Raw genomic sequence first — 19,002 nt, forward strand, 5'->3', positions numbered from 1 at the left:
CGCCGGACATTCCATTCACAAGGGGGAGTATCAATGCACTCACCATCGGGGGGACGGCGTCATGCCGTCGTACTGGGGGCCGGCATGGCCGGCCTGCTCGCGGCCCGCGTCCTGACGACCCACTTCGACTCCGTCACGATCGTCGAACGTGATCCGCTGCCGCTCACCATCGCGGACCGGCGCGGGGTCACCCATGGCCGGCACGCGCACTCGCTGCTGGCCCGGGGCATCGAGGTGGTGGCCGAGTTGTTCCCCGGCCTGGACGACGAGATGGTCGCGCACGGGGGGCTGCGCGCGGACATCCAGGGCCAAGGCCGGTGGTACAACGAAGGGCTGCTCCTGCGGCAGGCGCCGAGCGGCCTGATGGCCCTGATGGGCAGCCGCGCGCTGCTGGAGGGCCTGGTACGCAACCGGGTTCGCGCCTTGAGCGGCGTCGAGTTGCTCGAGGAGCACGAGGCCACCGGGCTCATCTCCGACTCGACCGGCAAGCGGGTGGTCGGGGCGCGGGTCACCTCCAGCCGGTTCGGCGGCAAGGAGCGGCCGCTCGACGCCGATCTGGTCATCGACGCCACGGGGCGGGCCGCGCGGGGGCCGGCCTGGCTCGTGGAGCTCGGGTACGAGGCGCCGGCCCAGGAGCGGGTACGCGTCGGGCTGCGCTACGCCACCCGCCACTTCCGCCGCCGTCCTCAGGACGTGAACGGCGACATGGCCGTCGTGATCAACCAGACCGACGACATCCGGCGTGGGGGCGTCATGATCGCGCAGGAGAACGACCGCTGGCTGGTCACCCTGCGCAGCTACCTGGACGAGACGCCGCCCCTGGACCTGGAGGGGTTCCTGGGCTTCGCCGCCTCGCTGCCCGTACCCGACATTCATGAGGTGATCAGGGACGCCGAGCCGATCGGCGAGGCCGTCCCCTACCGGTTCCCGGCGAGCGAGCGGCGGCGCTACGAGCTGCTCGGCCGTTTCCCCGAGGGCTATCTCGTCATCGGGGACGGCATCTGCAGCTTCAACCCCGTCTACGCCCAGGGCATGACGGTCTCGGCGCTGCAGGCGGCGCTGCTGGCCGAGTGCCTGGGCAGCGGGGAGGCCAAACTGGCCCCGCGCTTCTTCGAGCAGGCCGCGCGGATCAACGAGGCCCCGTGGAGCGTGGTGGTCGGGGGCGACATGCGCTACCTGGAGATGGAGGGCACGCAGACCGAGGAGTCACGTCAGGCCGGCGCCTTCATGGCCCAGGTGCACCTCGCCGCCTCCCGTGACCAGGAGGTCGCGCGTACCGTCGTCCGGCTGATCAGCCTGATGGACGAGGCCGAGGCGCTCCAGGACCCGGCTTTCGTGCAGCGCGTCCTGCGGGCGATCAACTGACCATGGCAGGAGTACCGATGTCATTCATTCCCCTGACGGCGTATGTGGACAGCCTGCCCCCCGACTTCGAGGCGACCGAGAAGCGCCTCGTCGCCGAGATGGAGGCCATCATGCGCAGCAAGACCCGCACCGAAGGCGGCGGCCGGGCCATCCGCGGCGCCCACGCGGAGTCCCACGGCATCGTGCGCGCGCGGCTGGAGATCCTCGGCGACCTGCCCCGCGCGTACGCCCAGGGCATCTTCGCCCGGCCCCGAGGCTACGACGCGGTCGTGCGCTACTCGAACGGCGTGGCGCACATCAGGGCCGACCGCCTGCTGGGACCGATCTGCGGGCTGGGCCTGAAGCTCTTCGGTGTACGGGGGCCTTCCACGCTCGACGAGGACGACGACGCGCAGACGATGGACCTGGTGTTCTTCAACACGCCGACGTTCTTCGCCAACACCGCCCACGACTACCTCACGATCCAGCGCCTGATCGAGACCCTGCCCGACGCCATGAGCACGCCGCTGCTCCGTAACCACTTCCTGCAGGAGCTGCTGACCAGCGGCGGGACGGCGGAGCTGGAGAACTGGCTGTGGGACGAGCTGCTCTCCTTCCTGTCGATCCTCGATCTCGGCCGCCAGAACCTCTACCTCTACACCTACTGGAGCGTGGGCGCCTTCCGGCACGGCGACTACATCGCCAAGCTGCGCGTACGCCCCACCGAGGCGACCGCGGCGGCCGTCGTGCACCGGGAGGTGAACACGGTCCAGGATGACGAGCCGTTCCGGGACACGCTGGTGGCGGAGACCGGCGAGCGGGCGCACGAGTTCGTGCTGGAGGCGCAGCTGTGCACCGACCTGACGCGCATGCCGGTCGAGAACGCCTCCGTCGAGTGGCCGGTGTCGGAGTCGCCGTTCGTCCCCGTCGCCCGGCTGTCCATCCCCCAGCAGGACATCTCGGCCGCCACCAACCTGGAGGCCGCCGACGCGACCGCCATCAACCCGTGGCGTACCCGCGAGAAGCACGTGCCGCTGGGTGAGATCAACCGGGTGCGCAGGGACATCTACACCCGCTCGGCCGCTCTCCGCCGGAAGATCAACCACCAGCCGGTACGGGAACCGGCCCACCCTTGCGACGTGCTGCGGTGGCGCGGCCCTTCGGCTCCGCCCGGCTAGTCCGCGAGGGCCGCCAGATGGACGGCGATGTCGTCGGCGAAACGTCCGAGGAGCCGGCCCAGATCTTGGCGGTCCTGCTCGGGCCAGTCGGCGAGGACGCCGGTGAACCAGCCGATGATGAAGCGTAGATATCGCTCGGTCGCCGATGCGCCCTCGGCGGTCAGCTCGACCAGCCGCGACCGCTGATCGAACGGGTCGGCGACCCGGTTGACCAGCCCTCGCTTCTCCAGGTCGTTCACCAGCCGCGTGACGTGCGGGCCGACGACCTCCATCCGCGCGGCGATCTCGCCTACCCGCAGCGACCGGCCGGCCAGGTGCACCGTGATGAGCACCGACATGGCCGGCCGCTCCAGGGGGACACCGGCGGCTTCGAGGGCGTGCTCGATGAGGTGGCCTCGGTTGAGGATGGCACCGAGATTCGTCAGCCGTGGCAGCAGCTCCGACAGCAGGTCAGGCCCGGCGCTCCCCTGCTCCTGTTCGTTCATGGCGACTCCCCTGCTGTACATACATACCTAAGTTAGGTATATAGTCGTGCTATTGATCAGACACGCGAAGAGCTTTGCGCGCGTCAAACAAAGATACCTAAGGTACGCACCGACAGGAGAGCACGCATGAAGCGAAAAGTTCTCGTCTCCGGCGCCAGCATCGCGGGCCCCGCCCTGGCCTACTGGCTTCATCGCCACGGCTTCGAGGTCACCGTCGTGGAGAAGGCGGACGCGATCCGCAGCGGCGGCTACCCCATCGACATCCGCGGCACCGCGCTGGACGTGGTCCGGCGCATGGGCGTGCTGCCGCAGCTCCGCGAAGCCCACGTCGACACCCGTAAGATCACCTTCCTGCACGCCGACGGCAAGCCGGTGCACGCCATGAGGCCCGAGACGCTGACCGGCGGCGTGGAAGGCCGCGACCTCGAAGTGCGACGCCAGGACCTCGCCTACATCCTGTACGGCACCGTCCGCGACGACGTCGAGTTTCTCTTCAGCGACTCCATCGCCACCCTCCACGACCACGACGGCGGCGTGGACGTGACCTTCGACAGCGGCACGCGGCGCACCTTCGACCTGGTCGTCGGCGCCGACGGCATCCACTCCAACACCAGGCGCCTGGCCTTCGGCCCGGAGGAGGACTACCACCACTACCTCGGCTGCAGCTTCGCCGGATTCAGCATGGCCAACGAGCTCGGGCTCTCGCGGGAAGGTCTCTGCTGGAACACCCCGGGCCGGAACGCCGTGCTCTACGGGGTCAAGGACAGCGACGACGTGCTGGCCATCATGACCTTCTACCAGGACGAGCCGCCCCTGCACGCCTTCCGCGACCCCAGAGCCCAGTGCGACCTGGTCGCCTCGGTCTTCGCCGACGACCAGTGGGAGATTCCACGCCTGCTCGCCGCCATGCGCACCGCCGACGACCTCTTCTTCGACGTCGGCGGCCAGATCCACATGCCGCAGTGGTCCAACGGCCGGGTCGCCCTCGTCGGCGACGCCGCCTACGCCCCCTCCTTCTTCTCGGGACAGGGCACGAGCGTCGCCCTGGTCGGCGCCTACCTCCTCGCGGGCGAACTGGCCACCCGGCCGGACCACACGGCCGCCTTCGCGGCCTACGACGAGGCCGCCCGCAAGTTCGTCGAGAGCAACCAGGCCCTCGCCTTCAGCGGCCGCGCCTCCCTGCTGCCCCGCACCGCCGAAGACCTGGCCCTGCGCAACCAGGCCCTGCTCGGCCCGTCGCTCCCGTCCGGCGACGAGGGCCGAGCCGTCAACTCCTCACTCCAACTCCCCGACTACCCGTAACCGACCAGGCACGGCCGGTCCCCCACGCTGTAGAGCGTGATGACCAGGGCCGCTGTGGCCGCGAACCAGGCGACGCCGACCTCGGCGCCGAAGTCGACGGGGCGGTATCCGTCCATGAGGCCCAGCACGCTCAGGCCGACCATCAGCCAGCGCAGCACGTCGATCAGAGTGAGCTTGGCATGGGCTTCGGAGCTGCGGATCCGCCTGAGGACGGCGTCCACGATCAACCAGACGGTGATCAAGGCCCCGACCGTGTCGGCGAAGCCGCTCAGGCGCGCGAGAGAGCTCTCCAGCATGCTGCTCGTACGCGCCCCCTCGGCCAGCAGGGCGACCAGCGAGACGCAGACCATGGTGACGGCGGCGGTGCCCGCCCGGCCGAAGGGGTCGGTGGGGGATCGCCGCAGTTGAGCGAGGCCGGCCGCGCACATGAACCAGCCGACGGGGTCGATCAGCAGGTCGAAGCCGTTGACGTGGAAGTGGGCGAACGCGAAACCGATGCCGGCGGCGATCTTCGTGACGGGTCGCAGGCTTCCGGGCAGGTCGTCGTCGCCGGTCATAGCCACTCGGAACTCACCGCGCCATTGCACACCTTGGCGGCGAGACCTCGCTGCCAGGCGAGCGGAATCTGCTCGCCGAAGCCCTCCAGCCACCATGAACCCCAGGTCACCTCCGCCGCCCCCGAGTCCAGCCAGGTCGTGTAGGTGAAGTGGATCGGCTGGGGCTCGTGGGGCACCGCGGCGCAGTCGGTGATGACCAGCCTCCTCGACAGGGTCTCCATGCCACCGGACGGCACAGTGACCGAGGCATCCTCTCGCGCCTCGGCAGGCAGCAGGCGGATGCCCGGAATTGCCATGGAGATACCGGTGATGGTGAACGGGGCCAGCCCTTCGTTCTCCACATCGATATAGATATTCGTGGACAGGACACCATTTTTATCCACATCAGCATAAAGGGCGAAAACGGCGACTTCCCAGCGGATGTGCGGGGTCACCGCCCCCGACCACCACAACGACACGGCGATGACCACGAGCGTCAGACAACCGGAGATCACAGCCCGTAATCGCGTCCGATAGGTACGCCAACCAGCGACACCGAATTGCTGCCAAATATCGTCCGAAGTCACGATAGGGAACCATATATGGTGGCACCTCGTGACGATACCTGCGATGATCGCTTGGGCGGCCGCCCTGATCGCCATTCTGGTGGCAGCCATGCCGGTCACCCGGGAACAGCTCACCAGGTTCGCCGAATTGACGGGCCTTTCCGTCACCGAGACCAACGCCCACCGGATCGTCGCCCACTTCGCCGATCTGCGCCGATGGCGGCTGCTCGCGCTGGTGCCCACCGCGCCGCTGACCGGCCTCACCAACGATCCGTTGTATCTGGTCCTGGGCTGGTGCGCCGTTTCCGTTTTTCGTGACGTACGGCTACCGGCCCGGATTTTTCATATGCGCGATGACATGACCATGTATCGAGGGGCATGGCTGCTCGGTCTGCTCGGCGCCGTGGTGGCGGGTGGTTATGCGCTCGATAATCAGGGTGTCACTCCGGCGTTTCTGGCCCATGCCGTCATCGGCATTGTCGTGGCGGCGGCCGTACCACTCGCGGCTCGGAAACTGAGCGCGGTCCCCGAGCCGTCGGACGACATCGCACGCGCCGAGCTCGCCCTCGACCACTGGTCGTCGCGGGCCCTTTACCTTTCGGGAACCGCGATCGTGCTGTCGAGCGCGCTGCTCGCTCCGTGGCAACCGCCGAAGGACGACGCGCACGAATACACGATGCCCATGACGTTCTCCGAGAGCATGGCCGCATTCATGACGGTCGACACCTACAAGAAGCCCACCTGCGCGTGGGTCGATCAGGTGGATGCCCCGTGCCGCTCGTGGCGGGTGAACGGGGAGCCGTTCCCCCAGGCCGCGCCGTACGTCATCAAGAAAGGCGGCGCGCCGCAGGCGGCGCCGTTCGCCCGCAGCCCCGACAAGAAGGCGGTCGTCTACCTGACGAAACGCGATCGCCGCATGGTGTACCAGGACGCGGCGGGCGTGCACCCGCTCACCGGCAGCCTGGCCGACAGCGCGCTGCCCACCCTCGCCTTCCACGGCCAGAGCAGGTACGTCGCGCTCACCAGGGACGGCGCGACGATCACCGACACCAAGACCTGGGCCACGACCTCGATTCCCGGCGTCCGGCGAGTCCACGATCTCAACACGGGCGGAACCGTGGCCACGACGCCGACCCAGGTGCTCGTGGTCGACCATCGGGGGACGACGCGGCTGAGCCTCCCCTTCGGAGAAGCCTCCGACCTGTACGACCTCCGGCCGGACGGCCGCCAACTGGTGATCATCCGAGGCTGGAGCCGCGTCGACACCTTCACCGTGGCGACCGGCGAGAAGGTGTCGAGTGTCGTGCCCCGGTTCCCCGACGACGATGACATCGAGGCCAGCCTCGGCTGGTCGGGGAACAACCGCCTCCTGGTCCGCGGCGGCTCGACCGAACGTGTCTACCAAGTAGACCTGGCGACGGGAGAACTCCGCAGAAACCGGAATTGATCGCTTTCGGGCGACACCGGGAATAGCCTCTCACCGAGCAGCCGATGCGCCGTACGAATCCGACGGCGATGATCGAGCGGTTCCGCCGGCTGACAGGAGTATGACCATGACGACAGAGTTCGACCCCCGCGCGCTGCTCGCGGAGAGCCGGCTCGGCGTTCTCGCCACGATCAAGGCGGACGGCCGCCCCCAGCTCTCCCCCGTCATGCCTTTCTACGACCGGGCGGCCGAAGTCATCCATGTCTCGATCACCGAGGGCAGGGCCAAGACGGCGAACCTGCGCCGGGACCCGCGGGCCACGCTGGAGGTCACCGGCCCCGACGGCTGGTCGTGGGCCACCGCCGAGGGCGTCGCGACACTCACCGGTCCGGGCACCGACCCCGACGGACCCGAGGTCGAGGCGTTGGTGACCTACTACCGCCGCGCCGCCGGCGAGCACCCGGACTGGGCGGAGTACCGGGCGGCGATGGTGTCCGAGCGCAGGGTGCTCATGACGATGACGGTCGACCACGTGTACGGCGCCAGGATCCGCTGACCGTGTGCCACCGGAGGCCTCATGGATGACCCGTCGAGCCGTCTCCGGCCATCAAGCGTCGTGCGGCGACCCGGGCCCCGTCGGTGCGTACCGTGGCGGCGACGGCTCGGGCGCGGGCTGCCACATCGGCCTGGAGGACTCGATCCAGGGCCGTGGCCAGTGAGCCGGCGGTCGGCGTGGCCTGTGGGTGCTCGGTGCCGATCCCGAGCCGGTCGACCCGTCGCGCCCAGTAGTACTGGTCGTACGCCTGAGGGATGATCACCTGGGGTGCCCCGGCTCGCGCGGCCGTGGTGGTGGTGCCCGCTCCGCCGTGGTGGACGACGGCCGCGACCCGCGTGAAGAGTGCCTGGTGGTTGACGTCGCCGATGGACAGGCAGTCGGGAGCGTCCTCGTCCGGTGACAGGCCAGCCCACCCGCGCGACACGATCACGCGCCGCCCGAGTGCGCGGGCCGATTCGATCATTGCCTGGGTGACGCCTTCCGGAGCGCCCGCGCTGCTGCCGAAGCCGAAATAGACAGGTGGCTCACCGGCCTCCAGGAAGGCCACCAACTCGGCGGGCAACGCGGGCCGATCCGGCGGCATCCAGGCGCCCGTCTGTACGACCTCGCCGGCCGTCGGCTCGGGCCAGGGCGCCAACGCCTGGTCGGCGGCCAGCCAGGGCCGGTCGGTGAAGATGTGGCCGCGCACGTCATCGACCGGATCCAGGCCGACCGACGTCCGATGGGCGTTGAGCGCGTCGCCGAACGCGCCGTTGAAGAGCGCCGCGTCCCGGGCCCACAGCTCACCGTTGTCGGTCGTCGGGGGTCCCGGGACGGGCGATACGGGTGGCGCGTGGTGTGCCGAGGGCAGCACCACCGGGCAGTACGCGGCGAAGACGTACGGGATGTCCATCAGTTCCGCCACGGAGCGAGCCGCCACCTGCAGGGCGGTCGCGGCCACGATGACGTCGCAGCCCTTGGCCGCCGCCGCGACCGTCTCGAACTGCGCGGCGACCGAGTCCCGCGCCAACTGCCGCAGTTGCTGGGGAGAGGGCGGGGACGGGGCCGCCTGCGAACGCGAACCGGTGCGCAGCGGAGGCCCGATGGGGGTGACGGGCAGGGCGAGGCCGTCGATCCAGGCCCGGAAGTCGGGGGGCGCGCACAGGTGAACCTCCTGCCCGAGATCCCGCAGCTCCAGGGCCAGCGCCACCAACGGCTGAACGTCACCACGTGTCCCGATGGTGGACAGCAGAACGCGCATCCGAACTCCTCTCGTACGGCGTGAGTGTGGGCCCGGATACGCATCCGACCAGCGATTCTTCCGGCCACGGCCCCCGATTGTGCGGGAGCACCGGGGGCTTGCCGCAAGTCCCCCTCTCCGCTATACGTTGAAAGTGGCGAGGAGAGTCGTGGGCCACAAGGTCAGGCCCGAACCTTTCCGAAGGCGTTGGCGCCGGTGAGCTCGGCCGACAGTGCCCACAGCCGCGCCGCCGCGCCCGGATCGGTCGCATGGCCGTGCACCCCGCCGTCTGCACCGGCCGGCTCCGCGATGTCACAGTCCTCGCAGTAAACACCGCCCATACCCGCCAGAAGCGGGGATGTCGCCGCCCACACCTGCGTCGCCGCCCCCTGCTCGGGCGTCTTGAAGGTGGGATCGGCCGGGTCGCCGTTCTCGTCGATCCATCCTGCGGCGACCATCTCCGCCTTCGGCAGGTGGCGCTGCAGCGGGGTGAGGATGCTGCCGGGATGCACCGCGAACGCCCGCACTCCCGCCTCGCGACCGAGCGCGTCGAGCCGCACGGCGAACAGCACGTTGGCCGTCTTCGCCTGCCCGTAAGCCTGCCACCTGTCGTATCCCCGCTCGAACTGCACGTCGTCCCAGCGAATGCCGGTGATCCCGTGAGCTCCGGAGGAGACGGAGACCACCCTCGCCCCGCCGCGTTCGATCGCCGGCCAGAGCCGGTTGATCAGCGTGTAGTGGCCGAGGTGGTTGATGGCGAACTGCGCCTCCCAACCGGGACCCACCCGCGTCTCAGGGCAGGCCATGACGCCGGCGTTGTTGATCACGATGTCGATGTCGCGGCCCGACGCCAGGAAGCGATCGGCGAACCCACGGACGCTGTCGAGGTCGGCCAGATCGAGCTCGTCGACCTCCACACCGTCGATCCCCTCGACCGCCGACTGCGCGTCCTTCGGTCGCCGGGCGGGGACGACAACGCGGGCTCCCGCGCCGGCCAGCGCACGCGTCGTCTCCAGCCCGAGTCCCGAGTAGCCGCCGGTGACCACGGCGAGCCGCCCGGAGAGGTCGACCCCGCGCAGGACGTCGTCCACGGTGCTCCGGGCGCCGAAGCCGGATCTGATTGCTCGTTGCGGTGTCATGGACGGCAACCTAGGTGCTGGACCGCAGTCCAGGTCAACAGCCTTCCACCTGAGTCGATCGCCCACTTCTCTCGACAAGCGCGGAGCATATTGACGCGCTTTCAGGCGGCGAAGAACTCGGCCAGGGCGGGGGCGATGGCCGCTGGGTCGACGTTGTGCGGTTGACCGGTCAGGGTGTGGCGCCGCGCATCGGGCAGGGCGGTGGCGATCGCCTCGGCGGCGGCGCTGACCCACGGGATGGTCCCGCCGTCGATCACGATCGTGGGGACGGTGAGGGCGGCCAGCTGTTCGGCGGGCAGGGCGAAGTCACCGGCCAGCTCGGCGTCATAGGCCAAGGCGGGCGCGGTGCCCCCCATACCCTCCCAGAACGGGCTGGCCTTCATCCCGGCGACCACTTCCGCCGGCATGAGCACCGCTTCCAGGAAGAACAACTCCAGCATGTCGCCGTAACGGCTCTGCTCGCGCAGCGCGAACTGCTGGTCGCGATAGCCGGCGGGCACGGCCGGGCGGGTGCCGGGGAGGATGTAGGGGACCTCCCACAGCGCCAGCTTGGTGATGGGCAGGCCGTGCGCCGCCGCGCGGATGGCGAGGAACCCTCCGCCGGAGGTGCCGTACACCATCGCCGTCCCGCCGGCCTCGGCGATCAGAGCCCGCAGGTCCTCCAGCTCACGCTCCACCGCGTACGGTGCCGTGTCGCCGCTCTCGCCCCGGCCACGCCGGTCGTAGTTGTAGACGGTGAAACCACCGGCCAGCAGATCTGCCACCGGCGCGTTCATCGACCGGTCGGTGGGGCCGCCGCCGATCAGGATGACCGCCGGCCCCGCACCGGTCCGGTCGTAGGCGATGGAGGTGCCGTCGGTGGAGATGACCTTGTTCATGAGGGGTTCCTTTCGCTTTTCGGTACTGGACCGTACAGTACCCGTTTGAGTACTGACCCGTCTAGTACTAGATTGAGTGCGAGAGAAGAGGAGCGGACATGACTGACCTGACACGGACGAGCCCACCCCCAGAGGAAGGCCGCTCGGCCCGGAAGCGCAGGGCGATCATGGAGGCGGCCACCGAGCTGTTCCTGCGCAACGGTTATCAGGGCACCAGCATGGACGAGGTCGCCACCCTGGCCGCGGTGTCCAAGCAGACCGTCTACAAGCAGTTCACCGACAAGGAACAGCTCTTCAGCGCGATCATCATCGGCGCCACCGAGCGGGTCGGCGACTTCACCGACGTCGTCACCGAGTTCGCCGGCACCGAGGATCTGGAGAAGGATCTGGGCGAGCTCGCCCGCCGCTACATCACCGCGGTCATCCAACCGCGAACGCTGCAGCTGCGCAGACTCCTCATCGCCGAGGCGGGCCGCTTCCCGGCGGTCGCGCGCGACTACTATCAGCGGGCGCCGGGGCGCACGATCGACGCCTTCACCGAGACCTTCCGGAAGCTCGCCGGCCGGGGGCTGCTGCGGATCGACGACCCGTCCATGGCCGCCGGCCACTTCGCCTGGTTGATCCTGGCCCAGCCGATGGACAAGGCCATGTTCTTCGACGAAGAACTGCAGCACACCCCCACAGACCTGCAACGCTTCGCGGACGAGGGAGTACGCGTGTTCCTCGCCGCCTACCGGACGTCAGCTTCTCGGTCCTGAAGGGACCGAGCTTGCAGCTCTTCGCCGTCGATGGCTTTGACGGTTCAGGCCGCGTCGTCGGCAGCGTGACTCACTGCCCAGTCCGCGACGCCGCGGGTGGCGATGTTGCGGGCCGCGTTGACGTCGGCGTGCTCAGCGAAGCTCCATGAGTGCAGGGTGACCCGCTGGGGCTTGCGGAGTCGGGTAGCCGGGACGCATTGCTGCGTCCCGGCCCCCTCAGAACCGTGCGTGCGACTTTCACCGCACACGGCTCAAGCAAGCCTCTAGGGCTTCACGAGCTAGGTGTCGAGTGTCGTTCCCCGGTTTCCCGACGACGATGACCTCGCTGCCGCCCTCGACTGGTCGAAGAACGACCGCCTCTTGGTCCGCGGCGGTTCGACCGACCACGTCTACGAGGTCGACGTGGCGACGGGCGAGCTCCGCAGGCACAAGAAATGATCGCCCTCAGGCGGAGCGGCGGCTACCCGGCGGCCGAAGTCATCCATGTCTCCATAACGAGGGAAGGGCCAAGACCGCGAACCTGCGCCGGGACCCGCGGGCCACGCTGGAGGTCACCAGCGTGGCCGGTCGTGGGCCGCTTCAGGAGGCCGCGAGCCACAGATCAGGCCCGAACACCTCATAGTGGATGTCCTGCGGCGCGACTCCCCCATCGATGAGCTGGGTCCGTGCCTCCCGCATGAACGGCAGCGGCCCGCACAGGTAGGCGACCGCGCCCGCGGGGATCTCGACCTCGGCCAGGTCGATCCGGCCGACCCTGCCGCGCTCGCCGTCCTCGTACCAGAAGATCTTCTCGCCGTTGGGCAGTGCGGCGGTCAGCGACTCCATGTCGTGGCGCAGCGCGTGGGCGGGTTCGGAGCGGTCGGCGTGCAGCAGCAGCACCCGGCGGGTGCTGCCGGTGTCGGCCAGGTGGTGGAGCATCGCGGTGATGGGGGTGCAGCCGATGCCGGCCGAGGCGAGCACCAGCGGCGCCTCGCCGCCAGCCAGCGTCACGTCCCCGAACGGCGCCGACAGGATCAGCTCGTCGCCCTCCTTGACGGTGGCGTGCAGCAGGTTGGACACCTCGCCCTCGGGGGCGCCCTCGCCGCGCACCCGCTTGACGGTGATCCGCCGCAGCCCGTCCGTGCCGTGCCCGGACAGCGTGTACTGCCGCAGCTGGCGTACGCCGTCGGGCATGCGCACCCGGACGCTGACGTACTGGCCGGGCAGTGCGGGCGGGACGGGCTCGTCGCCGATGGGCGCGAGCACGAGCGACATGACGTCGGCGGTCTCCTCGCGGCGCTCGGCGACCCGCCACGGCCGCCAGGTGTCACCGTCGATCGCGCCCGCCTGGGCGTAGATGCGGGCCTCCATGGCGATCAGCGCGCCGGCCATCAGCCAGTAGACCTCGTCCCAGGCCGCGGCGACCTGCGGTGTGACGGCCTCACCGAGCACCTCGGCGATGGCGGCGAAGAGGTACTTGTGCACGATCACGTACTGGTCTTCGGTGAGGCCCACGGCGGCGTGCTTGTGCGCGATGCGGGTCAGCAGGGCGTCGGGGCGCTCGTGCGGGTTGTCCAGCAGCGCCCCGGCGAACGAGGCGATGGACCCGGCCAGCGCCCTGCGCTGCTCGCCACTGCGCTGGTTGCCGCGGTTGAACAGCCCGTCGAGCAGCTCGGGGCGGTCGCTGAACATCATCTCGTAGAACCGGGTGGCGATCGTGTCGAGCGACTCGCCCACGACCGGGATGGTGGCACGGATGATCTCGGCGCTTTCCTCGGACAGCATGGGACCCTCCAGATAATTGGTATCTGTGATGCACATTAAGCGCGCGGTCCGCCGACCCCATATCGGGGAGGAGCCGGCAGCCCGAGTAAGATCGCCCCGGCCGGCTCGGCCACCAGCGCGGCGACCGTGACCGTGTCAAGCGAGGCGTAGAAGGCCTCCTGCGCCTGCCGCAGCGCGCCACGCAGCCGGCAGGACGCCCGCAGCGGGCACGGCAGCGCGGCATCCTCACACCCCGCCACGTCGTGCTCGCCCTCCAGGCGGCGCGCGATCGAGCCCACCGTGACACCCCGCCCCGCCGCGGTCAGCTGCAGCCCCCCGCCACGCCCCCGCCTCGCCTCCACCAGCCCCAGCTCACTCAACCGCGCCACCGCCTTGGCGGCATGCGTGTACGGGACCGCGAGCGCATCGGCCACCGCCCGCGTCGTCAGCAACTCGTCACCGTCCACCACGGCCAGGCGCATCACGATCCGCAGCGAGATATCGGTGAAGGCGGTCAGGCGCATGCCCTTACGGTAGGCGCTCGCCTTCCGCCGACCGAACCGCCAGATCCCGGATCACCGAGGACAGGAGCAGGTGCTCGGCGGCCAAGCCCTTGTCCAGCGCCTGCGGATCCGTCCATGGCCCCCTCCGGTCCGCGCTTTCAGTCGGTGATGGAGGCCCGGAAGCGGTAGCGGTCCCCCCGGTAGATCTGCATCGTCAGCTCGAGCGGCCGCCGGTCCTGGTTGAAGGTGAGCTGCTCGGCGACCAGCACCGGCGTCCCGTCGTCGATCTCCAGCAGGTCCCGCTCCCGGACCTCGGGCTGCCGTGCCCCCACCGAGTAGTCCGCGACCCGGGGAAGCTGCGGCGGATCGGCGCTTCGCAGGGTGGCGTAGAGCGACGCGGCGGTGAAGTCGGTGTCGGCCAGCTTGGGGCAGAGCGCCAGCGGCACCCGGTTGTGCTCCAGCGCGACGACGAGGCCGTCGAGAAACCGCAGTCGCCGCATCTCGAACAGCGTGCTGCCCGGGCCGATGCGCAGCATCTCGGCCTCGTTCACGGTCGCCGGCCTGGTCACCGATTCCAGCACTCGGCTGTGCGTGGCCAGGCCGTGCTTCAAGGCGTAGTCGGCGAACCCCTCCACCGTGTGCCCGCCTGTCGGCGTGACGGGCTGGTCGTTCTGGGTGACGAACCAGCCGCGGGCGGCGGCGGACTCCAGCAGACCCCGGTTGGCCAGCTCGGCCAGGGCGGCGCGCAGCGTGTCCCTGGACACCTCGTACCGGATGGCCAGACTCCGCTCCGACGGCAGCCGGTCCCCCGCCTTGGCGCCGCGGGCCGTGATGTCGGCCCAGAGCCGTGCGGCGACCTGGACATAGCGGGGCAGCGCGTCATCGCTCAACAAGCCCTGCGGGAAAGAGGGAGTCATACCAGAACCATACCAGTCCCCTACCATTGACGACCAGAAACCAGGCCAGTAATGTTCCAGTTTGTCGGCAGCGTCAAGAACCGACCACGTCAGCGAGGTGCGATCGCGGGTGAGAGCACCACACGATCGCGCGTGAAAGCACCACAAAGGAGTTTCTGTGACCGGCCTTCTCGGCACCCTGGCTCGCGGCATCGGGGCCGACGACACCGTCCGTGAGATCACCCAGCAGCCCGGCGTCTGGCGTGACATCGACGGCATCGTCGCCACCTCCCGGGCCGCGCTCGACGGCTTCCTCCGGCCGCTGGTGGCCCGCGACCACCTGCGCGTGGTGCTCACCGGCGCCGGCACCTCGAGTTTCGCCGGGCAACTGCTGGCCACGACACTGGCGCGGCGACTCGGGCGGCGGGTCGACGCCGTGTCCACCACGGACATCGTCGCCGACCCCCGAGGCTGCTTCGCCGAGGATCTCCCGACCCTGCTCGTCTCCTTCGCCCGGTCGGGGGACAGCCCGGAGAGCGTCGCGGCCACCGAGCTCGCCGAGCAGTGCCTGTCAGAGGTGCACCACCTCGTGATCACCTGCAACGAGCAGGGGCAGCTCGCCCGGGAGCATTCCGGCCGGACCACCTCGTACGTGCTCCTGATGCCGCCCGAGTCCAACGACCGCGGCTTCGCGATGACCTCGAGTTTCACCGGGATGACGCTCGCCGCCCTCCTCGCCCTAGGCGGCGCCCCCTATGCCGGTGTCGCGGAGCGGCTGGCCCAGGCGGCCGAGCGCGTCCTGCATGACACCGTCCTGGGTGAGAACCTCGACGCGCTCCTGGCCCGCGCCCCCGAGCGGATCATCTACCTGGGCAGCGGGGCGCTGCGGGCGCTGGCCGCGGAGTCGGCACTGAAAGTGCTCGAACTGACCGGCGGCGCGATCGTCGCCACCTCCGACTCCGCCCTGGGCTTCCGCCACGGCCCGAAGGCCGTACTGAATGAGCGCGCCGTCGTGATCGTGTACGTGTCGAACGACCCGTACACCCGCCGGTACGACCTGGACATCCTCGCCGAGCTCCGCACCACCATGGCGCCCGGCAGTGTCATCGCGATCGAAGCCGGGGACGGCGGCCCGACGGACGAGGCGAGCTGGCGGCTGGACGGCGCCGGGGACCTCGAGGACGCGGCGCTGGCCCTGCCCGCGGTCGTCCATGCCCAGCTCATCGGCCTCAAGGCCGCCGTGCTCCAGGGCGTCCGGCCCGACAACCCGTTCCCTTCCGGTGAGGTCAACCGAGTGGTGCACGGCGTGATCCTGCACCCGTTCCAGCACTGACAGTCCAGCGGCACGGAGGTGGCACGATGTTTCTCGGCGTCGACGGCGGTGGTACCAAAACCGCCTTCTGCCTGGTCGACCGGGACGGGAACGTAGCCGGGCAGGCGCGGACCGCCGGCAGCTACTACTTCTCGCAAGCCTCGGAAGGCATCGGCCTCGTTGAGCGCGCCCTCGAACAGGGCGTCGCCTCGGTCTGCGCGGACGCGGGCATCGAGCCCTCCGACATCGCGTACGCCTTCTTCGGCCTGCCGGGCTACGGCGAGGCTCCCGGGGACATCCCCGTCCTGGACGCCGCGCCGCGAGCCGTGCTCGGCCACGACCGCTACGCCTGCGACAACGACACGGTGTGCGGGTGGGCCGGTTCGCTCGGCGCGGCGGACGGCATCAACGTCCTGAGCGGCACCGGCTCGATGACCTACGGCGAACGAGCCGGGCGCGGAGTGCGCGTGGGCGGCTGGGGGGAGCTGTTCGGCGACGAGGGCTCCGCGTACTGGATCGCGGTCCGCGGCCTCAACGCGTTCTCCCGGATGAGCGACGGCCGGCTGCCGGAGGGCCCGCTGGCCGAGGTCTTCCGGCGGCATCTCGCCCTCGCGTCGGACCTCAACGTCATCGATGTCGTGTTCAACCAGTGGCGCGGCAGCCGCGGTGACATCGCGGCCCTCACCCCGCGGGTCGTCGAGGCGGCCGACCTGGGCGACGAGTGCGCCGCCGCCATCCTGTCCGAGGCCGGGCGCGAGCTCGCGCTGCTGGTGCACGCCACTCGCGACCAGCTCGGTTTCGAGCCCGGCGAGCGCGTACCGGTCTCGTACTCCGGCGGCACGTTCAAGTCCCGCGCGGTGCTCAGCGCCTTCACCCGGGACATGACCGGTTACGAGCTGCGCCGCCCCCTGTACGAGCCCGTCGTCGGAGCCGCGCTCTACGCGGCGAAACTCGCCGGCACCCCCCTTGACCAGTCCGCGCTCGACCGCTTGCGCTCCACCCCGGTGCCCACGACCGCAGGAGAAGGAGAAGGCACATGATCACTGTCAGGAGAAGCTGGATACTCTACGCGACCCTGCTGGTCGTCTTCTGGGGCGTGTGGGGCGCCTTCTCCAACCTCCCCACCAGCCTGTACGGCTACCCGAACGAGATGGTGTACGTCATCTGGGCGTTCACCATGCTGATCCCCGCCTACTTCGCGCTGCGCGGCAACCGGTTCGACCGGCGGCCCGTCGCAGCCGTCTACGGACTGCTCGCCGGGCTCACCGGCGCGGGCGGGCAGTTGCTCCTTTTCCAGGCGCTGTCGAACGGCCCCGCCTACCTGATCTTCCCGCTGGTGTCGCTGTCCCCGGTGATCACCGTGCTCATGGCCGTGGCGCTGCTCCGCGAGCGGATCCAACGGCTCGCCGTCATCGGTGCGGTCGCCGCGCTGGCCGCGATCGTCCTGTTCAGCATCTCCGGCGGCGACGGCGAGGCGGACGTGACCGGGCCGTGGCTGCCGCTGGCCATCGTGATCTGCGTGGCCTGGGGCGCGCAGGCGTTCTTCATGCGCAAGGGCGCCCTCCTCGGCATCAACGACGGCACCATCTTCGGCTGGATGACGATCAGCGGGCTGCTGCTGATCCCCGTGGCGCTGGTGATGATGGGCGGCCTGCCCAGCGGCGCCCCCTGGCAGGCGCCCGCGCTGACCGCGGTGACCCAGGTGCTCAACGCCGCCGGCGCGCTGTTCCTGGTGATGGCGCTCAGCCGGGGCAAGGCCGCGGTCGTGGCCCCCATCACCAACGCGCTCGCCCCGGTCCTGACGATCGTGCTGTCCCTGGCGGTCTACCAGACGCTGCCGTCGGTCTACGGGGCCATCGGCATCGTGCTCGCCCTGGCCGGCTCGACCCTGATGGTCTACAGCGACGAGAAGCGCAACGACGACGCGTCGGTCAGCAACGCGGATGCCGTAGCGCCGTCGCCGGACGCCGCCCAGCCCTGACCTCGCCATCCGTTCCCGGGCAGGGACGCGGCGGGCGTCAGCACACCTTGAAGATGCTCTTCCAGCCGACGCCCCGCTCCGACCGCACCTGGTGTCGAACCCGTCCCTGGGGGCGCGTCGGACGCCACTCATGGGAGTTTAAGAATGGCCGCCTAGAGTTCGTGGCCGTGCTCATGAAAGACGGTGTGCAGAAGCCGGTGCTGCGGGTGCGGCCCAGGCGGGCTCGGGCGGCGCGACTGGCCGTCGTGGTGGCGGTGGTGTTCGCGGCCGGGACGGCGATGCGGCTGGGCGGGCTGGAGGCCGGGTTCCTCCTGGTGCCGCTGGTGTCGTTCACGCCGTACTTCGGGGTGGCCGCGCTGGTGGCGCTGGCCTGCGCGGGCTGGGCCAGGAGCCGGGCGGCCGTGGCGATCCTCCTCGCGGTGTGCGTCTGCCTGGCCGGGCTCGTGGTGCCACGCGCGATCGCCGGCGAGGCGCCGACCGAGGGCCGGCCGCTGCGCCTGCTGACCGCGAACCTCAACGGCGGCCGGGGCGACGCCCAGGTCCTCGTCGATCTCGTACGGACACTCGACGTGGACGTGTTCAGCGTGCAGGAGCTGACCTGGTCGGCGCGGGACCGGCTGGCGGCGGCCGGACTGGAGGACCTGCTGCCGTACGAGGTCACCCAGCCGATGCCGCGCGGACCCGAGGGCAGCGGCATCTACGCGCGCCACCCGCTGCGGGAGCGGGCGGGGCTGTTCCGGCCGGTGGGGCACCACATGCCGGTGGCGCAGGTGGCGCTGCCCGGCGGCTCGGCCGTGGAGGTGGTGGTCGTGCACCCGGTGGCGCCGGTCCCGGGGACCGTGGGCGAGTGGGAGGCGGGCATCGCCACGCTGCCGCCCGCCCCGTCCGACGGGCCGCCGCGCATCCTGGCCGGCGACTTCAACGCGACGCTGGACCACGTCGTGTTCCGGCGGCTGCTCGACACCGGCTACACCGACGCGGGGGCGGCCACCGGGCGCGGGCTGGCGCCGACCTGGCCGATGAGCAGGCTCCCGCCGCTGGTGACCATCGACCACGTGCTGACCGACGGCCGCGCCGGGGCCGCGGCGACCCAGGTGTACGACATCCCCGGCTCCGACCACGCCGCGCTCTTCGCCGACCTGCGCGTCCGATGACCGACCACGCCGCACTCTTCGCCGAC

Annotated in this window: 20 protein-coding genes; 11 read left to right on the top strand and 9 right to left on the bottom strand. The window is 70.2% G+C overall.

Going from position 1 to position 19,002, the window contains the following annotated elements; translation table 11 throughout:
• Positions 1-33: 33 nt before the first annotated feature.
• Together OHA68_RS09005 and OHA68_RS09010 are read left to right on the top strand one after the other, a co-directional pair.
• A complete protein-coding gene (locus OHA68_RS09005; protein ID WP_327107191.1) occupies positions 34-1,365 on the top strand; it encodes an NAD(P)/FAD-dependent oxidoreductase in 1,332 nt (443 codons plus the stop codon).
• 17 nt (positions 1,366-1,382) lie between these two features.
• Positions 1,383-2,522 carry a catalase family protein gene (locus OHA68_RS09010; protein ID WP_327107192.1) on the top strand — a complete coding sequence of 380 codons (1,140 nt, stop codon included), beginning with the start codon at positions 1,383-1,385 and terminating at the stop codon, positions 2,520-2,522.
• Here the strand turns inward: OHA68_RS09010 and OHA68_RS09015 are convergent.
• Positions 2,519-3,007 carry a MarR family winged helix-turn-helix transcriptional regulator gene (locus OHA68_RS09015; protein WP_327107193.1) on the bottom strand — a complete coding sequence of 163 codons (489 nt, stop codon included), beginning with the start codon at positions 3,005-3,007 and terminating at the stop codon, positions 2,519-2,521. The two genes, OHA68_RS09010 and OHA68_RS09015, sit on opposite strands and share 4 nt — an antisense overlap.
• A gap of 126 nt (positions 3,008-3,133) precedes the next feature.
• On the opposite strand from OHA68_RS09015, the gene OHA68_RS09020 reads away from it, so the two are divergent.
• Positions 3,134-4,309 (top strand): FAD-dependent monooxygenase, encoded by a 1,176-nt coding sequence (locus OHA68_RS09020; RefSeq protein WP_327107194.1) that lies wholly within the window; start codon positions 3,134-3,136, stop codon positions 4,307-4,309.
• On the opposite strand, the gene OHA68_RS09025 is transcribed toward OHA68_RS09020, so the two are convergent.
• Both OHA68_RS09025 and OHA68_RS09030 read right to left on the bottom strand, forming a co-directional pair.
• Complete coding sequence (locus OHA68_RS09025) at positions 4,300-4,866, bottom strand: hypothetical protein (RefSeq protein WP_327107195.1); 567 nt, start codon at positions 4,864-4,866, stop codon at positions 4,300-4,302. The two genes, OHA68_RS09020 and OHA68_RS09025, sit on opposite strands and share 10 nt — an antisense overlap.
• A complete protein-coding gene (locus OHA68_RS09030) occupies positions 4,863-5,432 on the bottom strand; it encodes a hypothetical protein (RefSeq protein ID WP_327107196.1) in 570 nt (189 codons plus the stop codon). Before OHA68_RS09030 ends, OHA68_RS09025 begins: the two co-directional genes overlap by 4 nt.
• Positions 5,433-5,475: 43 nt before the next feature.
• On the opposite strand from OHA68_RS09030, the gene OHA68_RS09035 reads away from it, so the two are divergent.
• Both OHA68_RS09035 and OHA68_RS09040 read left to right on the top strand, forming a co-directional pair.
• Complete coding sequence (locus OHA68_RS09035) at positions 5,476-6,858, top strand: hypothetical protein (protein ID WP_327107197.1); 1,383 nt, start codon at positions 5,476-5,478, stop codon at positions 6,856-6,858.
• A gap of 100 nt (positions 6,859-6,958) precedes the next feature.
• Positions 6,959-7,393 carry a PPOX class F420-dependent oxidoreductase gene (locus tag OHA68_RS09040; RefSeq protein ID WP_327107198.1) on the top strand — a complete coding sequence of 145 codons (435 nt, stop codon included), beginning with the start codon at positions 6,959-6,961 and terminating at the stop codon, positions 7,391-7,393.
• A gap of 19 nt (positions 7,394-7,412) precedes the next feature.
• On the opposite strand, the gene OHA68_RS09045 is transcribed toward OHA68_RS09040, so the two are convergent.
• From OHA68_RS09045 to OHA68_RS09055, 3 genes are all read right to left on the bottom strand, one after another.
• Positions 7,413-8,633, bottom strand: a complete 1,221-nt coding sequence (locus OHA68_RS09045) for a glycosyltransferase (protein ID WP_327107199.1) — start codon at positions 8,631-8,633, stop codon at positions 7,413-7,415.
• Between the two features lie 161 nt (positions 8,634-8,794).
• Positions 8,795-9,751 (bottom strand): SDR family NAD(P)-dependent oxidoreductase, encoded by a 957-nt coding sequence (locus tag OHA68_RS09050; RefSeq protein WP_327107200.1) that lies wholly within the window; start codon positions 9,749-9,751, stop codon positions 8,795-8,797.
• Between the two features lie 101 nt (positions 9,752-9,852).
• Positions 9,853-10,629: an alpha/beta fold hydrolase gene (locus tag OHA68_RS09055; protein WP_327107201.1), complete on the bottom strand. Its 777-nt coding sequence runs from the start codon at positions 10,627-10,629 to the stop codon at positions 9,853-9,855.
• Positions 10,630-10,727: 98 nt separating this feature from the next.
• On the opposite strand from OHA68_RS09055, the gene OHA68_RS09060 reads away from it, so the two are divergent.
• A complete protein-coding gene (locus OHA68_RS09060) occupies positions 10,728-11,387 on the top strand; it encodes a TetR/AcrR family transcriptional regulator (RefSeq protein WP_327107202.1) in 660 nt (219 codons plus the stop codon).
• A 282-nt stretch (positions 11,388-11,669) separates the two neighbouring features.
• Positions 11,670-11,825: a hypothetical protein gene (locus OHA68_RS09065; protein WP_327107203.1), complete on the top strand. Its 156-nt coding sequence runs from the start codon at positions 11,670-11,672 to the stop codon at positions 11,823-11,825.
• A 141-nt stretch (positions 11,826-11,966) separates the two neighbouring features.
• Here the strand turns inward: OHA68_RS09065 and OHA68_RS09070 are convergent, their stop codons facing one another.
• The 3 genes from OHA68_RS09070 to OHA68_RS09080 all read right to left on the bottom strand — a co-directional run bounded on the left by OHA68_RS09070 (position 11,967) and on the right by OHA68_RS09080 (position 14,550).
• Complete coding sequence (locus tag OHA68_RS09070; RefSeq protein WP_327107204.1) at positions 11,967-13,151, bottom strand: globin domain-containing protein; 1,185 nt, start codon at positions 13,149-13,151, stop codon at positions 11,967-11,969.
• A 35-nt stretch (positions 13,152-13,186) separates the two neighbouring features.
• Entirely contained in the window at positions 13,187-13,654 is a 468-nt protein-coding gene (locus tag OHA68_RS09075) for an RrF2 family transcriptional regulator (RefSeq protein ID WP_327107205.1), read from the bottom strand.
• Between the two features lie 137 nt (positions 13,655-13,791).
• Positions 13,792-14,550, bottom strand: a complete 759-nt coding sequence (locus OHA68_RS09080) for a GntR family transcriptional regulator (protein ID WP_327107206.1) — start codon at positions 14,548-14,550, stop codon at positions 13,792-13,794.
• 157 nt (positions 14,551-14,707) lie between these two features.
• On the opposite strand from OHA68_RS09080, the gene OHA68_RS09085 reads away from it, so the two are divergent.
• The 4 genes from OHA68_RS09085 to OHA68_RS09100 all read left to right on the top strand — a co-directional run bounded on the left by OHA68_RS09085 (position 14,708) and on the right by OHA68_RS09100 (position 18,976).
• Positions 14,708-15,862, top strand: a complete 1,155-nt coding sequence (locus OHA68_RS09085; RefSeq protein ID WP_327107207.1) for an SIS domain-containing protein — start codon at positions 14,708-14,710, stop codon at positions 15,860-15,862.
• 26 nt (positions 15,863-15,888) lie between these two features.
• Positions 15,889-16,881 carry an N-acetylglucosamine kinase gene (locus OHA68_RS09090; RefSeq protein WP_327107208.1) on the top strand — a complete coding sequence of 331 codons (993 nt, stop codon included), beginning with the start codon at positions 15,889-15,891 and terminating at the stop codon, positions 16,879-16,881.
• Positions 16,878-17,822, top strand: a complete 945-nt coding sequence (locus OHA68_RS09095) for a DMT family transporter (protein ID WP_327107209.1) — start codon at positions 16,878-16,880, stop codon at positions 17,820-17,822. The genes OHA68_RS09090 and OHA68_RS09095 overlap by 4 nt, the downstream gene beginning before the upstream one ends.
• 173 nt (positions 17,823-17,995) lie before the next feature.
• Positions 17,996-18,976, top strand: a complete 981-nt coding sequence (locus OHA68_RS09100; RefSeq protein ID WP_327109480.1) for an endonuclease/exonuclease/phosphatase family protein — start codon at positions 17,996-17,998, stop codon at positions 18,974-18,976.
• Positions 18,977-19,002 lie beyond the last annotated feature (26 nt).

Origin of the sequence: Nonomuraea glycinis, from assembly GCF_035920485.1 — a bacterium.
Taxonomy (GTDB): Bacteria; Actinomycetota; Actinomycetes; order Streptosporangiales; family Streptosporangiaceae; genus Nonomuraea; species Nonomuraea glycinis.